Source organism: Thalassospira tepidiphila MCCC 1A03514 (genome assembly GCF_001662875.1).
Taxonomy (GTDB): Bacteria; Pseudomonadota; Alphaproteobacteria; order Rhodospirillales; family Thalassospiraceae; genus Thalassospira; species Thalassospira tepidiphila.
On record NZ_JPVZ01000006.1, the window covers coordinates 146,002 to 163,351 of the forward strand.

Sequence of the window (17,350 nt, forward strand, 5' to 3'; positions counted from 1 at the left end):
GAGCCCGCCAGTGTGCGGGCTCTTTTTTATTGCCGCTTAGACAAAGAAAAGGGGCCAGCCAATGGCGAGCCCCTTCCCTTATGCGATAGGTCGGTTGGGTAAGGCTTAGAAGCCCATGCCACCCATGCCGCCCATACCACCCATGCCGCCCATGTCAGGCGCGCCGCCAGCCGATTTGTCTTCGGCTTTCTCGGCGATCATGCATTCGGTGGTGATCAGCAGGCCAGCGACCGATGCTGCGTCCTGCAGAGCAGTACGAACAACTTTGGCCGGGTCGATGATGCCAGCTTTGACGAGGTTGGTGTATTCGCCCTTCTGAGCGTCGTAACCGAACTCTACGTCGTCCTGCTCAAGCAGTTTGCCAGCAACAACAGCGCCGTCTACGCCAGCGTTCTGTGCGATCTGGCGAACCGGTGCCTGCAGGGCACGGCGAACGATGTCAACACCGATGGTCTGGTCGTGGTTTTCACCTTCAAGGCCTTCGAGGGCTTTGACAGAGTACAGCAGAGCCGTACCACCACCAGCAACAATGCCTTCTTCAACAGCAGCGCGGGTCGCGTGCAGGGCATCGTCAACGCGGTCTTTGCGTTCTTTCACTTCGATTTCCGAAGCGCCACCGATTTTGATCACTGCAACGCCGCCTGCGAGTTTCGCAAGACGTTCCTGCAGTTTTTCACGATCGTAGTCAGAGGTGGTTTCTTCGATCTGGGCGCGGATCTGGCCAACGCGTGCTTCGATCTGTGCTTTCTCACCAGCACCATCAATGATGGTGGTTTCTTCTTTGGTGATGGTAACCGATTTCGCGGTACCGAGCATGTCGAGGGTGACGCTTTCCAGCTTGATGCCGAGATCTTCGGAGACAACCTGACCACCGGTAAGGATGGCGATGTCTTCGAGCATGGCTTTACGACGGTCGCCGAAGCCCGGTGCTTTAACAGCAGCGATTTTCAGACCACCGCGCAGCTTGTTGACAACCAGGGTTGCCAGTGCTTCGCCTTCGATGTCTTCAGCAATGATCAGAAGCGGCTTGCCGGACTGAACGACCGACTCAAGCAGCGGAAGGATCGGCTGAAGCGAGGAGATTTTCTTGTCGAACAGCAGGATGTACGGAGCATCCATTTCTGCGACCATTTTCTCCGGGTTGGTTACGAAGTACGGAGACAGGTAACCACGGTCGAACTGCATGCCTTCGACAACGTCGAGTTCGGTGTGCAGGCCTTTGGCTTCCTCAACGGTGATAACGCCTTCGTTGCCAACTTTTTCCATGGCTTCTGCGATCATGTCGCCGACTTCACGGTCACCGTTAGCAGAAATGTTACCAACCTGTGCGATCTCATCGCGACCGGCAACTTTACGTGCACGGCTCTGGATGGATTCGATCACTTTGGTTGTCGCAAGGTCGATACCGCGCTTCAGGTCCATCGGGTTCATGCCGGCAGCAACAGACTTGTTGCCTTCACGAACGATGGCCTGTGCCAGAACGGTTGCGGTCGTGGTGCCGTCACCAGCCAGATCGGCGGTTTTCGACGCGACTTCGCGAACCATCTGTGCGCCCATGTTTTCGAACTTGTCGGTCAGTTCGATTTCTTTGGCGACCGAAACACCGTCCTTGGTCACGCGCGGTGCGCCAAAGGACTTTTCGATAACAACGTTACGACCTTTCGGGCCGAGGGTCACCTTGACAGCATCTGCCAGGATGTCGACACCGCGCAGCATTTTGGCGCGTGCGTCAGTGGAGAATTTTACTTCTTTAGCAGCCATAATATTCTTTCCTCTCTATGAGACGGATGAACGTGGACAAATCACCCAAACGGGCTGACTTAGTCCATGATGCCCATGATGTCGGATTCTTTCATGATCAACAGCTCTTCGCCGTCGACCTTGACTTCGGTGCCCGACCATTTGCCAAACAGGACTTTGTCACCTGCTTTGACGTCGAGGGCTACGACCGAGCCATCTTCTTTACGAACGCCAGAACCAACAGCGATGACTTCGCCTTCCTGCGGTTTTTCTTTGGCGGTATCCGGAATAATGATGCCACCGGCAGTTTTGGTGTCGGATTCGACACGACGTACCAGTACTCGATCATGCAGCGGACGGAACTTCATTTTAGACAACTCCGTGTTTAAGCTAAGGCTCGTTAATAACTAAGACTAACCGGGATGAGCCCGTATTAGCACTCACCCCCGGCGAGTGCTAACAGCATTTATTGGAGTACCAGTTCAAAGTCAATAGGGAGATGTAAAAAGACGCAGAAATGTCACGATTTTTGGCGATTTCCGCGCACGCAGCGCAGCAAAAATCCGCCCCCGTTTTAAAGCGGGCTGATCAAAACATTTTCATGCCCGGGAAACAAGCCCCGACACAACACCGCAAAAGAATATATATCGGGCTGTCACACTTGCTTTTGTCAAAGGGCTGTTTGGCAGATCCGGTTCAAGCGACGAAGATGCATGGTTCAAACACCTATGAAAAAGCGGGTTTCACGTCTAAGCTCCAGCCAAAGAACGCAAATAACGTCCAATGACCGCGCAAACACCCGGATTGCAGAAAATGTCATGCAGTAAAAATTCATCGGCCCTGACGTCCGGGCCTTCAGGCAAACGACAAGAGCTGATGGCGCCTGCTTTTCTGTTATTTGCCCTAGTCGGTTTGTTTTCTTCGCAAACAATCAGCACTGATGCTTGGGCCGATGAGGCCGATGTCGAATGCCCGAAAAAGATTGCCTATGTCGAAAATGACCCGATGTCGCAGAAGTCGATTGTGATCTTGCAAAAACTCTATGCGGATCTCGGCTGCCCGCTTCAGGCCGTCAAACTGCCGGGGCGTCGCGGCCCCTTGCATTTCAATGAAGGTCTGGTGGACGGTGAATTGCTGCGTACGGTTGCCGCTGAAAAGAACTATTCGCGCGCCTTTGTCAGATCATCGGTTGCCCTGCGCGAGATCGCAAACCGGCTTTGGCGCAATCCGAACGATCAAGACCCGTCAACGCCGATTGCCTTTACGCTCGGCGTGATATGGCAGGAAAAGTACGTCCATGCCGATACGGCCAAAACCGGCATCACGCACAAGCCAATGATGTATAATACCGAAAAGCACCAGGCCTATGCCGAAGGGCGCATCACGCGTTTTCTGTCCGCAGATAGCAATATCGACGACATGCTGACACAGGGCATCCTGGGCAACACACCAGCACCGGTAATCGAGGAAACAATTTCGGTCTTGCCGCTTTATCATTATCTTGGCGCGGAATTCGCCCCCTTCATGAAAAAGTTCTCTGCCCTCGTCGCGCTAACGGATCCATTTCGCAAGGCCCAGAATCAGTAATCGCAACGACGGGTGCCGCAGCTTTGATAAAGCCGACCGCCCATTCAATTGCCAAGCTCAGAATTTTATAAAAATGCGCATATGCACGAAGGCCAAGCTTCTGCTATCCATAGTCTGGACGAATTAATTTACCCTGCACAAGGCAGCACGGATGCAATTTGAAGAGCTGGAAATTCCCGATGTTAAGCTGATCTTCCCGAAGAAATTTGGCGATGAGCGGGGTTTTTTCTCTGAAACCTATAATCTGGAAGCCTTTGCCAAAGCTGGCATCGATCCGCAGTTTGTGCAGGACAATCACTCTTTATCGAGCAATGTCGGTGTGCTGCGAGGACTGCATTTTCAATGCCCGCCCTTTGCCCAAGACAAGCTGGTTCGGGTCATCAGAGGCCGCATTCTGGATGTCGCAGTCGACATTCGCGCCAAGTCAAAGACGTTCGGGAAATGGGTATCGACTGAAATCAGCGCAGAAGACTGGAACCAGATATTCATTCCCGCCGGTTTCGCCCACGGCTTTGTCACGCTCGAGCCGAACACGGAAGTGAACTACAAGGTATCAGCACCTTATGCTCCGGAAAGCGAACGCGCGATCATGTGGAATGATCCGGACCTTGGCATCGACTGGCCGTTTGACGAAAACCAGGTCACGCTGTCGGCAAAAGACGAGAAAGCCATGAGTTTTGCGAGCTATCGAGAGAACCCGGTATTCTAGTTCCGCTCACAGGATATCGTAGGTTCGCAGAACCGTCTGAAGATATGCCTTGTAAGAACTCTCGCCAAACTCACTCGCAAGCTTTTCAAACTGTTCGACCGTGATCATGCCCTTTCTCAGCGCGATTTCTTCAGGACAGGCAATCTTGAGGCTTTGGCGGCTCTCGACGGTACGGACAAAATTGGCGGCCTCAAGCATCGCAGCGTGCGTTCCCGTATCCAACCAGGCATAGCCCCTGCCCATCTTCTCGACCTTAAGCGTGCCACGCTTAAGGTAAGCCTTGTTAACATCGGTAATTTCAAGCTCACCACGCTTGGACGGCTTGATCGATTTGGCAATGTCGACAACATCTGAGTCGTAAAAATACAACCCCGTCACGGCGAAATTCGATTTGGGGTTGGCCGGTTTTTCCTCGATATCCAGGGCCACACCATTGCGGTCAAACTCGACCACGCCATACCTTTCGGGATCCTGAACGTAATAGGCAAACACGCTCGCCCCATCGGATTGGGCCATGGCGTTGCCCAACAATTTCGTCAGGTCGTGCCCAAAATAGATATTGTCACCCAAAATCAAACAGCACGGATCGTTCCCAACAAAATCCGCACCGACAATAAACGCATCGGCAAGGCCGCGGGGTTCAGGCTGAACCGCATATTGAAGGCTGATCCCCCATTTCGAACCATCACCGAGCAGATCTTTGAACAGCGGCACATCGCGGGGCGTGCTGATAATCAGGATGTCTGTGATTCCCGCCAGCATCAATGTAGTCAGCGGATAATAGATCATCGGCTTGTCATAGACGGGCTGCAGCTGCTTGGAGACAACCAGTGTCGAAGGGTGCAAACGCGATCCTGTACCGCCTGCCAGTATGATCCCTTTACGCATCCGAATTTTCCTTCCCAAGCCCTCTGATAACAGCCGTCAGGCTGTCCTCTACATTTGGCAACTTGATACCAAACGTATCATTGATAAGCCTGCAAGACATTACAGAGTATTCTGGCCTTTTTGCCGCCGTTGGAAATTCCGAGGACTTGATTGGCAAAACCACACAATCTTTGCCTTTCCAATCCTCACCCCACTCCTGCAAAGCGATCTTGTGAATGCTTTTGCCAAACTCAAACCATGTCATTTCTTGATCTGAGGTCAGGTGATAGGTGCCGAATTTATCAAACTCGGCAGAGATCGCCACACAACAAAGCTCCAGAATCGCATGTGCCAGATCATGGGCGCTTGTCGGGCATCCGGTCTGATCATCGACAATTCGAACTTCATCCCTTTGCGCCATCAGATTAAGCATGGTTTTGACGAAGTTTTTCCCAAACTGGCTATAGACCCAGGATGTGCGCAAAATCAGATAGTTTTGGAGTGTCTCTTTTACGGCAACTTCACCCGCAAGCTTGCTGTTGCCGTAAACACCCAAGGGCGAGACAGCATCTTCCTCGCGATAAGGCTTTGTTCCCTTCCCGTCGAAAACATAATCCGTTGAGACATGGATCAGCGAGACGGAGCGTTTGGCAAGGGCCTGCGCCATTGCGCGAACCGCATCGCCGTTAACCTTGAACGCGATATTTTCCTGCTGCTCAGCCAAATCGACCGCAGTGTAGGCCGCTGCATTGACAACAATATCCGGGTGCACGCTATCGATAACGGGCTCGATTTGGGACGCATCCTCAAGATCACATTCTTCCCGACCAACAAAGGTCAGTTGGGCTTTGGGAAATTCATGCGCGGATGCAGCCAGACACCTGGCAAGCTGACCATTTTTGCCAAAGACCAGTATTCTAGGCATCGGCTTGCCCCTTGGCACTTCCCAGACGTTCTCCGGCATATTTGTTCTGTAAAATCGGCTCCCACCATGCGCGATTGTTCACATACCACTCAATGGTTTGCCGCAGGCCGGTTTCGAAATCGTATTTCGGCTTCCAACCCAACTCATTCTGCATTTTGGTTGGATCGATGGCATAGCGCCAATCGTGACCGGGACGGTCCTTTACATATGTCACCGCGCCATCAAAACTGTCGAATGCGATGTCCGGTATGATCGCGCGGACTATATCGAATATCCGTTTCACGACATCGATATTGGTCAGTTCGTTACAGCCGCCAACATTGTATTTCTCGCCAATGCGGCCTTCGGTCAGGATCTTGACCAGTGCCTCTGCATGATCTTCAACATGCAGCCAGTCGCGCGTATTCAAACCATCGCCATAAACCGGAAGCTTCCTGCCATGCAGCAGGTTCAGCACCATCAACGGGATCAGCTTTTCCGGGAACTGAAACGGCCCGTAATTGTTGGAACAATTGCTGATGACGATGGGCAATCCATAGGTATGGTGCCACGCCTGCACCAGATGATCCGAACTTGCCTTGCTGGCAGAATAAGGTGAGGTCGGCGCATAAGCCGTTTCTTCGGTGAACAGCCCTTCGCTGCCAAGCGATCCATAAACCTCGTCTGTCGAAATATGGTGGAACCGGAATGTCGCTCGCCTGCCTGCCGACAGCTTCTCAAAATAGGCGCGTGCGACGTCAAGCAGGGTAAACGTGCCAACCACATTGGTCTGAATGAAATCAGCCGGTCCGTCGATCGAACGATCAACATGACTTTCCGCCGCCAGATGCATCACCGCATCGGGCTGGAATTCATCAAACAGTTTGGCAATGGCGTCCCGGTTGCAGATATCCTGATGGGCAAAATGGTAGTTATCGCGTGCGGAAATTGACGCCAACGTCCGCAGATCACCCGCATAGGTCAGTTTATCGATATTAAGGACTTCATAGCCCTTCAACCCGGTCATCAGCCGACAAACAGCAGACCCGATAAAACCTGCACCGCCCGTCACGATAACTTTCATTTTGCTCTCATTGAAAATTTGTGGCTTGGAACCGACGTCGTCACTACGAGATTACATTGCGCAAACGATAGTGTCGAACCTTCGGTTAACTTATTGCAAAGAAATGTTATTTTTGTGCACCTTTCGTGTCGCCATCCCATAAAGCGCAAACAAAATGCCGGACGCGATTGCATCCGGCATTTTTTGATAATTTTGAATAATCGCGGTGATTATTCAACCGTTACTGATTTCGCAAGGTTGCGTGGCTGATCGACATCGGTGCCTTTGTGAACCGCAACATGATAGGCCAGCATCTGTACCGGGATGGTGTAGAGGATCGGTGCGACGAAGTCGGCGACCTTGGGAAGCTCGATCGTAGCAGAGGCCATATCGCCCAGTTTGGCCAGTCCCGGCGCATCCGAGATAAAGATCACCCGTCCGCCACGTGCCGCCGCTTCCTGCATGTTGGATGCGGTTTTTTCAAACAGCTCGTCAGACGGCGCAATGACAATGATCGGAACCGACTGGTCAATCAGGGCAATCGGGCCGTGCTTCATTTCACCAGCTGCATAGCCTTCGGCGTGGATATAGGAAATTTCCTTGAGCTTGAGCGCCCCTTCCATCGCAATCGGATAACCCAGACCACGACCGAGATAGAGCACGTCACGCGCATCGGCGACATCAAGCGCAAGCTGTTTAAGCGCTTCGTCATGATGCAGGATTTCGGCCGCATGTTTCGGCACTTCGGTCAGCGCAGTGACGATGGCGGCTTCTTCGTCCTTGGCGAGGGTTCCGTTTTCACGACCAATGGTCACCGCAAGGCAGGCCAGAACCGTGAGCTGCGTCGTAAAGGCCTTGGTCGAGGCCACCCCGATTTCAGGTCCGGCATAGGTCAGAAGCACGACGTCACTTTCGCGGGCAATCGTGCTTTCCGGTACGTTGACGATCGATACGATCTTCTGGCCCTTGGACTTCGCATACCGAAGAGCTGCCAAGGTATCAAGCGTCTCGCCCGACTGCGAAATGAACAGCGCAACGCCACCTTTTGGCAGCGGCGGGCAGCGATAGCGGAACTCGGATGCGACGTCGACATCCACGCCCAGACCGGCATAGCGTTCGATCCAGTGCTTGGCTACCAGACCGGCATAAAACGACGTGCCGCAGGCGACAATCGTCAAACGCGTTGCATCGGCAAAGGAAAACGGCATGTCCGGCAGTTTGATCGTCTGGGTCGCCGGGTTGATGAAGGCATGCAGGGTATCGCCAATCACCGCAGGCTGCTCGAAGATTTCCTTCTGCATGAAGTGATTGTAGTTGCCCTTGCCCATCATCGCACCGGAAACGGCCGAAAGCTTGGTTTCGCGAGTGACATCCTCGTCATTTTCATCGCGGACCTGAACGCTGTCGCGGGTCATTTCGACCCAATCGCCTTCTTCAAGATAGATCAGCTTGTTGGTCAGGTGCGACAAGGCCATGGCGTCCGATCCAAGATACATCTCACCCTCGCCCAGACCAACGGCCAGCGGCGTACCACGGCGTGCACCAAAGATCACGTCATGCTGACCGGCAATCATGATCACCAGCGCAAAGGCCCCTTCGATGCGATGCAAAGTGGCGGCAACCGCATCCCGCGGGGATTTGCCCTGATCAAGGAAGTCAGATACCAGATGCACGACCACTTCGGTGTCGGTATCGGTGGCAAAGACACGTCCCTTGGCAGAGAGCTCTGCCTTGATTTCCTGGAAGTTTTCGATGATGCCGTTATGAACCACGGCAACCTTGCCATCGGTGTGCGGATGGGCATTGTTTTCGGTCGGCACACCATGGGTCGCCCAGCGGGTGTGACCAATACCAACGTCACCGGCAAGCGGGCTTTCATCCAGACGCTTGGCCAGATTGATCAGCTTGCCTTCTGCGCGGCGGCGTTCGATATCGCCATTAACCAGCGTTGCAATGCCGGCACTGTCATAGCCGCGATACTCAAGGCGTTTGAGCCCTTCCAGAATTCGCGTACTGACGCTGTCTTTGCCGATAATCCCGATAATGCCGCACATATTGGTTTTCTTCCTGCTTTATATCGCGTGTCGTCTGGCCACCCGGAGGCGAGTGGCAATTTCAAAATCTTTGTTTTGGGCTATTTCTTGCCGGTCAGTTGGCGCATTTTTTCGCGAAACTTGGCCGCCCAGCCCTTTTTCTCGATCCGCTCGGCCCGGGTCAGGGTCAATGCATCCGCTTCGACCTTGCCGGTGATCGTGCTGCCCGCGCCAACAATTGCGCCATCGCCAATTTCGACGGGTGCGACAAGCGACGAGTTCGAACCGATAAAGGCCCCTGCCCCGATGTCGGTATGCTGTTTGCGGAAACCGTCATAATTGCACGTGATCGTCCCGGCGCCGATATTGGCCTTGGCACCAACACGGGCATCGCCGATATAGCTCAGGTGATTGACCTTGGCGCCGTCTTCAACAACGGCCTTCTTGATCTCGACAAAGTTGCCAACCCGCGCCCCGGCACCGATTTCTGCCCCCGGCCGCAATCGGGCATAGGGCCCGATATCGGCACCATTGCCAACCACACAACTTTCAAGATGGCTGAACGCCTTGATCACGACATTGTCGCCCACGGTCACGCCTGGTCCGAAAACAACGTTCGGCTCAACAATAACATCCCGGCCAAGCTTGGTATCGGCACTCAAGAATACCGACGCCGGATCAACCAACGTCGCACCCTCTGACATCGCGGCCTCGCGCAGGCGATTTTGCAGGATGGCTTCGGCAACGGCCAACTGGGTGCGGGAATTGACGCCAAGTGTCTCTGCCTCGTCCACCTCGACCGCGACACAGCTTTGGCTGTTCTTTTGCGCCACTTCGACCGCATCGGTCAGGTAATATTCACCCTTGGCATTGGCGTTATCAATCGCCTCAAGGGTTGTGATCATGTCCTCGGCCTTAAAACACATCACACCGGAATTACAGAAATTGATCTGACGCTGCGCGTCGTTGCATTCCTTGTCCTCGACAATCGCGGTCAGGTTGCCGTTCTGATCTGTGACCAAACGGCCATAGCCGGTCGGATCTTTGGGCCGGAAGCCCAGAACCGCCACCGCATGATCATTTTCTTCGCGCGCGGCGACAAGGCGCGCCAGTGTTTCGGCGGTGAAAAGCGGGCTGTCGGCATAGAGCACCAGAACATTGCCCGTAAGACCCTTCAAACCATCCTTGGCAGCAAGAACGGCGTGCGCAGTCCCAAGGCGGTCGGTCTGCTCAAAGGTCGGATGCGGGGCAACGGTCTTGATCAGGTCCGGCATATCCGGACCGACAACCACCATGGTCTTTGCGGCCTTCATGTGGGCTGCGGTGTCAATCACGTGACCCACCATCGGCTTGCCCGCGACCTTGTGCATGACTTTGGGCAGTGCGCTCTTCATGCGCGTGCCCATCCCGGCGGCCAAAACAACAACACTTAGTTCAAGCGACATCTATAACCCTGTTGGCTGCGCCATTCCGCAGCATCCCCTTTGCAGGCACCATCACAATGAAGTGTGATGCAAATATTCCCGTTCGCAGCAAGTCTTAGAACATATTCCCTGGCAGCAAAAGCCCATAAAGAATCACGTTTTGTTACCGGCTGTTAGCAGATGTTACCGATTGTTAATGGCACGATATCGGTTAAGTTCCTATAAAGGATGCCAAGCCCGTCACCACGACCTTAAAGTCCGCCCAAGGAGCCCCACCCGATGGCCAAATTCATTCTGTTCGACCTTGATGGCACCCTGATTGACGGGGTCGATGACATCCTGTTTGCGATGAATGATTTGCTGGCCGCCCATGATCATGCGCCGCTTGTTCGTCATGATATCGAGGCGATGCTGGGCGATGGCACCTGGATGCTGACCAAACGCGCCTTTGCCGCACGCGGATCGGAGCCCACGGATGCGATGCTGGACGAGCTTAATGTCGATTTCAACGCGCGCTATGTCGAAACCGACTATGCCTATACCCGCCTGTTTGAAAATGCCGAAACAGTCCTGCGCCAACTGAAATCAAACGGCTGGACCATTGCACTGGCATCGAACAAGCCCGAAGCGCCTTGCAAGGCAATCCTGACCAAGCTTGGTGTCGCGGATCTGTTTAGCATCATTGCTGGCGGGGACAGCTTTGACGTCAAAAAGCCCGATGGTCGCTTTCTTGAATTTGTGCTTGGGCAACTTGGCTTTGATAACTCAACCGACACCGCCATCATGGTCGGCGATCACGCCAATGATGTAACCGCCGCCCGTGCGGCAGGCATTCATGCAATTGCCGTTGCCATGGAAGTCGATGATACGCGTGCCAACTCGCTTGGCGCGGATGCGGTTGTGACCGGCTACGCCGACCTTGTATCAGCGATAAACGGCGTTATTGATCGAGCCTGACAAACCAAAACCGGCCAGCAATGCAATGCTGGCCGGTCTGGCGTGTATCACATGTCACCCCCCAGCAACATGTGATCGGAATTCATATTCCGGTAGGATCAATCAGTGACTGTCCTTCGGAATTGCCTTGCCGCGATGACCGACGAGGAAGTCGAAGTCGGCCCCGCGATCAGCACCAATGACCGATTTGTAATAGAGCGAGGCATAGCCGCTTTCAGGGACGGGAACGCTGTTTTTCCAGTCTTTCAGGCGCTGGGCCAGCTCTTCATCGCTGATATCGAGATGCAGGCGACGGTTGGGTACATCAAGCTCGATCATGTCGCCATTCTTAACGACCGCCAACGGTCCACCTGCCGCGGCCTCGGGCGAGGTATGAAGCACCACCGTGCCGTATGCAGTGCCGCTCATGCGGGCATCTGAAATACGGACCATGTCGGTGATGCCCTTGCGCAGCACCTTGGGCGGCAGGCCCATATTGCCGACCTCTGCCATGCCCGGATAGCCTTTTGGACCACAGTTCTTCAGAACCATGATGCAGGTTTCATCGATATCAAGGTCCTCGTCATAGATCTTGGCCTTGTAATCATCGATGTCTTCAAACACCACGGCGCGCCCACGATGGGTCAGAAGCTCCGGGGTTGCGGCCGACGGTTTCAGGACCGCACCATTCGGTGCGAGGTTGCCTTTGACAACGGCAATGCCGCCACTGGCGGTCAGGGCCTTTTCGAACGGACGAATAACGTCCTCGTTCCAGTTGCGGACATCCTTGACCTGTTCCCACATGGTTTCACCCGATACGGTCAGGGCATCGTTATGAAGTTTGCCAGCCTCGGCCAGTGCCTTGATCACCACAGGCAGACCACCGGAATAGAAGAATTCCTCCATCAGGTAATCACCAGACGGCTGCAGGTTCACAATCGTCGGGATATCACGCCCCAACCGATCCCAGTCATCAAGCGACAGATCAATGCCGACACGTCCGGCAATGGCAAGCAGGTGAATAACCGCGTTGGTCGAACCACCGATTGCGCCGTTGACCCGGATGGCGTTCTCGAACGCTTCCTTGGTCATAACATCAGACGGTTTCAGGTCATCCTTGACCATCTGAACGATACGGCGACCGGTAATGTGCGCCATCACGCGACGGCGGCTGTCGACAGCCGGGATGGCCGCATTACCCGAAAGCGCCATACCAAGCGCCTCGGCCATGCTGGCCATGGTCGATGCTGTGCCCATGGTGTTGCACGAGCCCGGCGACCGCGACATGGCAATTTCAGCTTCAAGGAAATCTTCGGTGCTGATCTTGCCAGCCTTGCGGTCCTCGGAAAGCTGCCAAAGCGATGTGCCCGATCCGATATCCTCACCGCGCCATTTGCCATTGAGCATCGGCCCACCGGTGACAACAATCGCCGGGATATCAACACTGGCCGCGCCCATCAGAAGCGACGGGGTTGTTTTATCGCAGCCGACCATCAGGACAACGCCATCAAGCGGCGTTCCGCGCAACATTTCCTCGACATCCATCGATGCCAGGTTACGGAACATCATCGCGGTCGGGCGCAGCGTGCTTTCACCGGTTGAAAACACCGGGAATTCAAGCGGCAGACCACCGGCCTCGTAAATGCCGTGTTTGACGCGTTCGGCCAGATCGCGCAAATGGGCATTACACGGGGTCAGTTCCGACCAGGTGTTACAAATGCCAATCACCGGACGCCCGTCAAACAGATCCGATGGCAAGCCCTGGTTCTTCATCCAGCTGCGGTGATAGATATTGTCCTTGCTGGTTCCGCCAAACCATCCCTCTTGCGAGCGGAGGGTGCGCGGCCAGGGTGCCGGTTTGAACTTCGTCATGCCCGTTTTCCTTTTTGACTTATTATCGTGACGGATCCGGTGATGTGCGGTTGGGATGGCCGCACACAGGACTTTGAACGACACGCATCAGCAACCAGCGCCATAAACCAATTATGGTGAAACCGGTTGGTGTGACCCCGATGCGTATCGTTCCGCGTCATCGTGTTGTTACGCCTTGTTTTTGTTGTAGACGTCGAGGATCACAGCCGCCAAAAGCACAAGTCCCTTGATCACCTGTTGCCAGTCAATACCGACACCGATAATCGACATCCCGTTATTCATGACACCCATGATCAATGCGCCAACGACGGCACCAATGACCTTGCCAACACCGCCTGACATCGACGCGCCACCAATAAAGACAGCGGCAATAACGTCAAGCTCAAACGCAAGACCGGCCTTTGGCGTTGCCGTATTGAGACGGGCGGCAAAAACCAGCCCGGCAAGGGCGGCCAACATGCCCATATTGGCGAACGTGAAGAAGGTCAGGCGTTTGGTGTTGATGCCCGAAAGCTTGGCTGCTTTTTCATTCCCGCCGAGCGCATAGATACGACGACCAAGGGTGGTTGAGTTGGTGATGAAGGTAAAGATCGCAATCAGAACCGCCATAATCACCAGAATGTTTGGCAATCCGCGATAGGTCGACAGCAGATAGGTCACAAACAGGATCGCAATCCCCGCCACCGCATGTTTGATGACAAATACGGCCATCGGTTCTTCGACCGCGGCAAACTTTTCCTGCTTGGCGCGCGAACGCAGACCAAGGATCGGCAGCAATGCCGCCAGAACCACACCCAGCGTCATCGAAAAGACGTTAAAGCGTCCCTCGATCAGGCCACCAAAGAAGTCCGGGATAAAGCCCGACGACATCGCCTGGAAGCTGTCGGGGAACGGACCAACCGATGCCCCGCCCAGAAGTGCCAGCGTCAAGCCCTTGAACACCAGCATCCCGGCAAGCGTCACAATGAAGGATGGAATGCGCCAATAGGCCACCCAATACCCTTGGGCCGCACCAATGATCGCCCCGGCAATCAGGCAGACCGGAACGACAAGAACGGTTGGCAAGTCCCAATTGACGATCATCACCGCCGCCAAAGCACCGATGAAGCCAACGACAGAGCCGACCGAAAGGTCAATATTGCCGCCGACAATTACCAGCAACATGCCAACAGCCATGATGATGATATAGCTGTTTTGCAGGAACAGGTTGGTCAGGTTGACCGGCTTGAGCATGATGCCGTCGGTCAGGACCTGGAAGAAGGCCAGAATGGCAACCAGCGCAACTACCATGCCGTATTCACGAATGTGGGTGCGCAGATAGTAGCCGATTGATTTGGTTTCAGTATCCGTCATTGTCTGTTCCTCAGCCTTTCAGGATCATGCGCATGATTGCTTCCTGGCTTGCGTCTTTTGCCGCAAGCTGTCCTTTGATCTCACCTTCGTTCATGACGTAGATGCGATCGCACATGCCCAGAAGCTCCGGCATTTCCGACGAGATCATGATGACCCCCTTACCGTCGGCTGCCAGTTGGTTGATAATCGTATAAATCTCGTATTTCGCCCCGACATCGATGCCGCGCGTCGGCTCATCAAGAATGAGCACCTCGGGTGCCGCAAACAGCCATTTTGACAAAACGACTTTCTGCTGGTTGCCGCCCGAAAGGTTCATCACCTTCTGTGCGACATTGGGGGTTCGAATGTTGATTTTTTCCCGGTATTCCTCGGCAACAGATCGTTCTGCGCCGTCATTGAGAACACCGTTTTCCGAAACACCCGGCAAGTTCGCCAGTGTAATGTTGGTCGTGATGCTTTCTTCAAGGATCAGACCCATTTCCTTGCGGTCTTCGGTGACATAGGCCAGTCCTGATGCAATCGCCTTTTCCACGGTCGATACATCGACCGGCGTGCCATTGATCAGGACTTCACCGGAAATATCTGTGCCATAGGACTGACCAAAGATGCTCATGGCAAGTTCGGTCCGACCAGCGCCCATCAGGCCCGCAATACCGACAACTTCACCGGCCGCAACATCAATGCTGACATTATCAACGACCTTGCGTTCGGGATGCAGCGGATGGGTTGCCGACCAGTTGCGGACTTCCATCAACTTGCCTGAACCGATACTTGGCGTGCGTTCCGGATAGCGGTGCGCCATATCGCGCCCGACCATGTCCTTGACGATATGGTCTTCGGTTATGTTGCCACCGCGCGCATCAAGGGTCGAGATCGCCTTGCCATCGCGAATAACCGTGATGCGGTCTGCCACCCGGTTGATTTCATTAAGCTTGTGCGAAATCAGGATCGAGGTAATGCCCTGCGCCTTGAATTCCAGCAACAGGTCGAGCAGCTTCTGGCTGTCATTTTCCTGCAAGCTCGCAGTCGGCTCATCAAGGATCAGCAGCTTCACTTTTTTCGAAAGCGCCTTGGCGATTTCGACCAGTTGCTGTTTGCCAACCCCGATATTGGTGACCAACGTCGCCGGGTTTTCTTTCAAACCGACTTTTGACAGCAACTCACCGGTGCGCGCAAAGGTCGCAGGCCAGTTGATCACGCCATTTTCGCTGATTTCGTTGCCGAGAAAAATGTTTTCGGCAATCGACAGCAACGGCACAAGTGCCAGTTCCTGGTGAATAATGATGATCCCGCGTTCTTCACTGTCGCGGATATCCTTGAATTCCTGCACCCCGCCATCGTAAAGGATGTCACCTTCATAGGTTCCGTGCGGATAAACACCGCTCAGCACCTTCATCAGGGTGGATTTACCTGCACCGTTTTCGCCACAAAGCGCGTGGATTTCCCCGCGTTCAACTTTGAGGCTGACATCATCCAGTGCCTTCACACCCGGAAAGGTCTTGGTGATGTTCTTCATTTCCAGGATGGTATCCATCCGGTCCTCCCACTGCCATTGACACTGCAACGGCGTCTTCGTCTGCTTTGGTCTTTGTTTTCCTGGAAACCAGTCGGGCGATTTGCCCTAGAAACCTTAAGAAAAGCGGCCCCGGCGCAAACGCCGGGACCTTCAATGCCTAAGCGCTTATTGCACTTCGTCTTTGGTGTAATAGCCTGAACCAATAAGGATTTCTTCCCAATTGGATTTATCAACCATGATCGGCTCAAGCAGGTAGGAAGGAACAACCTTCACACCGTTGTCGTAAGTGCTGGTGTCGTTGATGGTCGGCTTTTCGCCCGCAAGGACACTGTCCACCATCGAGACGGTTACACGTGCAAGTTCACGGGTATCCTTGAAGATGGTGGAATACTGTTCACCAGCCAGGATCGACTTGACCGACGGCAGTTCAGCATCCTGACCGGTAACGATCGGCATTTTCATATCGCCGGAACCGTAACCAACGCCTTTAAGCGACGACAGGATACCAATCGACAGCCCGTCATAGGGCGACAGAACACCATCGACTTCTTCATCGGTGTAATGTGCCGAAAGAAGGTTATCCATACGGGCCTGGGCAACCGCACCATCCCAACGCAGGGTACCGACCGTGTCCATGCCCATCTGGCCGGATTTGATCACGATGGTTCCCTCGTCGATCAGCGGCTGCAGGATCGACATCGCACCGTTATAGAAGAAATACGCGTTGTTATCATCCGGCGAACCGCCGAACAGTTCAACATTATAGGGCGGCTCACCCGATGCAATCAGGCCATCAACCAGCGAGGTGGCCTGCTGGACGCCGACCTGGAAGTTATCGAAGGTGGAATAATAATCCACATTCGGGCTTTCAACGATCAGGCGGTCATAGGCGAAAACCTTGATGCCTGCTGCTGCTGCGTTTTCCAGCGCATTCGAAAGCGTGGTACCGTCAATCGCCGCGATCACAAGGACATCGACGCCCTTAACGATCATGTTTTCGATCTGGGACAGCTGGTTGGGAATATCGTCTTCTGCGTACTGAAGATCGGTTTTGTAGCCGGCAGCTTCAAACTGCTCGACCATGGAATTCCCGTCGGAAATCCAACGTGCCGAAGATTTGGTGGGCATTGCGATCCCGACATAGCCTTTTTCATCGGCATGGGCGTAACCGCCGGAAATCATCGGGCTCATCATTGCGGCCGCACCAAAGGCGACCCCTGCCATTACGGCACCGAGACGTTTCATAGCTATCCTCCCTAAAAGACACGGCATACATGCCATTATTCTTTACGCCCGACTTTCACAGGCATTCGTGACCTGCATACGTCGTGTCTTTGTTTTCAATT

At 54.1% G+C, this 17,350-nt stretch carries 14 protein-coding genes; 3 read left to right on the forward strand and 11 right to left on the reverse strand.

Features of this window, described 5'->3' with window-relative positions; genetic code table 11:
* Positions 1 to 105 precede the first annotated feature (105 nt).
* Together groL and groES are read right to left on the reverse strand one after the other, a co-directional pair.
* Positions 106 to 1,761: a chaperonin GroEL gene (gene groL / locus TH4_RS14340; protein ID WP_063088383.1), complete on the reverse strand. Its 1,656-nt coding sequence runs from the start codon at positions 1,759 to 1,761 to the stop codon at positions 106 to 108.
* Between the two features lie 59 nt (positions 1,762 to 1,820).
* On the reverse strand, positions 1,821 to 2,108 hold the full coding sequence (groES, locus tag TH4_RS14345) for a co-chaperone GroES (RefSeq protein ID WP_008890518.1): 288 nt from the start codon (positions 2,106 to 2,108) through the stop codon (positions 1,821 to 1,823).
* 508 nt (positions 2,109 to 2,616) lie between these two features.
* Here groES and TH4_RS14355 point away from each other — a divergent pair.
* Both TH4_RS14355 and rfbC read left to right on the forward strand, forming a co-directional pair.
* Positions 2,617 to 3,327 (forward strand): hypothetical protein, encoded by a 711-nt coding sequence (locus TH4_RS14355; RefSeq protein WP_157097759.1) that lies wholly within the window; start codon positions 2,617 to 2,619, stop codon positions 3,325 to 3,327.
* A gap of 151 nt (positions 3,328 to 3,478) precedes the next feature.
* Positions 3,479 to 4,036 carry a dTDP-4-dehydrorhamnose 3,5-epimerase gene (rfbC, locus tag TH4_RS14360; protein ID WP_064781647.1) on the forward strand — a complete coding sequence of 186 codons (558 nt, stop codon included), beginning with the start codon at positions 3,479 to 3,481 and terminating at the stop codon, positions 4,034 to 4,036.
* Between the two features lie 6 nt (positions 4,037 to 4,042).
* Here the strand turns inward: rfbC and rfbA are convergent, their stop codons facing one another.
* The 5 genes from rfbA to glmU form a co-directional block, all read right to left on the reverse strand.
* Positions 4,043 to 4,924 carry a glucose-1-phosphate thymidylyltransferase RfbA gene (rfbA, locus tag TH4_RS14365; protein WP_064781648.1) on the reverse strand — a complete coding sequence of 294 codons (882 nt, stop codon included), beginning with the start codon at positions 4,922 to 4,924 and terminating at the stop codon, positions 4,043 to 4,045.
* On the reverse strand, positions 4,917 to 5,867 hold the full coding sequence (gene rfbD / locus TH4_RS14370) for a dTDP-4-dehydrorhamnose reductase (RefSeq protein ID WP_245227904.1): 951 nt from the start codon (positions 5,865 to 5,867) through the stop codon (positions 4,917 to 4,919). The genes rfbA and rfbD overlap by 8 nt, the downstream gene beginning before the upstream one ends.
* Positions 5,821 to 6,891, reverse strand: a complete 1,071-nt coding sequence (gene rfbB / locus TH4_RS14375) for a dTDP-glucose 4,6-dehydratase (protein ID WP_064781650.1) — start codon at positions 6,889 to 6,891, stop codon at positions 5,821 to 5,823. Before rfbB ends, rfbD begins: the two co-directional genes overlap by 47 nt.
* A 209-nt stretch (positions 6,892 to 7,100) precedes the next feature.
* Positions 7,101 to 8,924: a glutamine--fructose-6-phosphate transaminase (isomerizing) gene (glmS, locus tag TH4_RS14380; protein WP_064781651.1), complete on the reverse strand. Its 1,824-nt coding sequence runs from the start codon at positions 8,922 to 8,924 to the stop codon at positions 7,101 to 7,103.
* A gap of 80 nt (positions 8,925 to 9,004) precedes the next feature.
* Complete coding sequence (glmU, locus tag TH4_RS14385) at positions 9,005 to 10,348, reverse strand: bifunctional UDP-N-acetylglucosamine diphosphorylase/glucosamine-1-phosphate N-acetyltransferase GlmU (protein ID WP_064781652.1); 1,344 nt, start codon at positions 10,346 to 10,348, stop codon at positions 9,005 to 9,007.
* 258 nt (positions 10,349 to 10,606) lie between these two features.
* Between glmU and TH4_RS14390 the strand changes: the two genes are divergently transcribed.
* On the forward strand, positions 10,607 to 11,284 hold the full coding sequence (locus tag TH4_RS14390; protein WP_064781653.1) for an HAD-IA family hydrolase: 678 nt from the start codon (positions 10,607 to 10,609) through the stop codon (positions 11,282 to 11,284).
* A 102-nt stretch (positions 11,285 to 11,386) separates the two neighbouring features.
* Here TH4_RS14390 and araD read toward each other — a convergent pair whose 3' ends face one another.
* From araD to chvE, 4 genes are all read right to left on the reverse strand, one after another.
* Entirely contained in the window at positions 11,387 to 13,135 is a 1,749-nt protein-coding gene (gene araD / locus TH4_RS14395; RefSeq protein ID WP_008890509.1) for an L-arabinonate dehydratase, read from the reverse strand.
* A 168-nt stretch (positions 13,136 to 13,303) separates the two neighbouring features.
* The gene (gene mmsB, locus TH4_RS14400) at positions 13,304 to 14,488 is read right to left on the reverse strand and encodes a multiple monosaccharide ABC transporter permease (RefSeq protein ID WP_008890508.1); all 1,185 of its coding nucleotides are present in this window, start codon (positions 14,486 to 14,488) and stop codon (positions 13,304 to 13,306) included.
* A 10-nt stretch (positions 14,489 to 14,498) separates the two neighbouring features.
* Positions 14,499 to 16,022 carry a multiple monosaccharide ABC transporter ATP-binding protein gene (mmsA, locus tag TH4_RS14405; RefSeq protein ID WP_063088393.1) on the reverse strand — a complete coding sequence of 508 codons (1,524 nt, stop codon included), beginning with the start codon at positions 16,020 to 16,022 and terminating at the stop codon, positions 14,499 to 14,501.
* Between the two features lie 147 nt (positions 16,023 to 16,169).
* Positions 16,170 to 17,249 carry a multiple monosaccharide ABC transporter substrate-binding protein gene (chvE, locus tag TH4_RS14410; protein WP_063088394.1) on the reverse strand — a complete coding sequence of 360 codons (1,080 nt, stop codon included), beginning with the start codon at positions 17,247 to 17,249 and terminating at the stop codon, positions 16,170 to 16,172.
* Positions 17,250 to 17,350: the final 101 nt, after the last annotated feature.

What these genes read in the sequence shown, in the direction of transcription:
- groL (WP_063088383.1), bottom strand. Translation starts at nt 1,761, where the DNA reads ATGGCTGCTAAAGAAGTAAAATTCTCCACTGACGCACGCGCCAAAATG.
- groES (WP_008890518.1), bottom strand. Translation starts at nt 2,108, where the DNA reads ATGAAGTTCCGTCCGCTGCATGATCGAGTACTGGTACGTCGTGTCGAA.
- TH4_RS14355 (WP_157097759.1), top strand. Translation starts at nt 2,617, where the DNA reads ATGGCGCCTGCTTTTCTGTTATTTGCCCTAGTCGGTTTGTTTTCTTCG.
- rfbC (WP_064781647.1), top strand. Translation starts at nt 3,479, where the DNA reads ATGCAATTTGAAGAGCTGGAAATTCCCGATGTTAAGCTGATCTTCCCG.
- rfbA (WP_064781648.1), bottom strand. Translation starts at nt 4,924, where the DNA reads ATGCGTAAAGGGATCATACTGGCAGGCGGTACAGGATCGCGTTTGCAC.
- rfbD (WP_245227904.1), bottom strand. Translation starts at nt 5,867, where the DNA reads ATGCCGGAGAACGTCTGGGAAGTGCCAAGGGGCAAGCCGATGCCTAGA.
- rfbB (WP_064781650.1), bottom strand. Translation starts at nt 6,891, where the DNA reads ATGAAAGTTATCGTGACGGGCGGTGCAGGTTTTATCGGGTCTGCTGTT.
- glmS (WP_064781651.1), bottom strand. Translation starts at nt 8,924, where the DNA reads ATGTGCGGCATTATCGGGATTATCGGCAAAGACAGCGTCAGTACGCGA.
- glmU (WP_064781652.1), bottom strand. Translation starts at nt 10,348, where the DNA reads ATGTCGCTTGAACTAAGTGTTGTTGTTTTGGCCGCCGGGATGGGCACG.
- TH4_RS14390 (WP_064781653.1), top strand. Translation starts at nt 10,607, where the DNA reads ATGGCCAAATTCATTCTGTTCGACCTTGATGGCACCCTGATTGACGGG.
- araD (WP_008890509.1), bottom strand. Translation starts at nt 13,135, where the DNA reads ATGACGAAGTTCAAACCGGCACCCTGGCCGCGCACCCTCCGCTCGCAA.
- mmsB (WP_008890508.1), bottom strand. Translation starts at nt 14,488, where the DNA reads ATGACGGATACTGAAACCAAATCAATCGGCTACTATCTGCGCACCCAC.
- mmsA (WP_063088393.1), bottom strand. Translation starts at nt 16,022, where the DNA reads ATGGATACCATCCTGGAAATGAAGAACATCACCAAGACCTTTCCGGGT.
- chvE (WP_063088394.1), bottom strand. Translation starts at nt 17,249, where the DNA reads ATGAAACGTCTCGGTGCCGTAATGGCAGGGGTCGCCTTTGGTGCGGCC.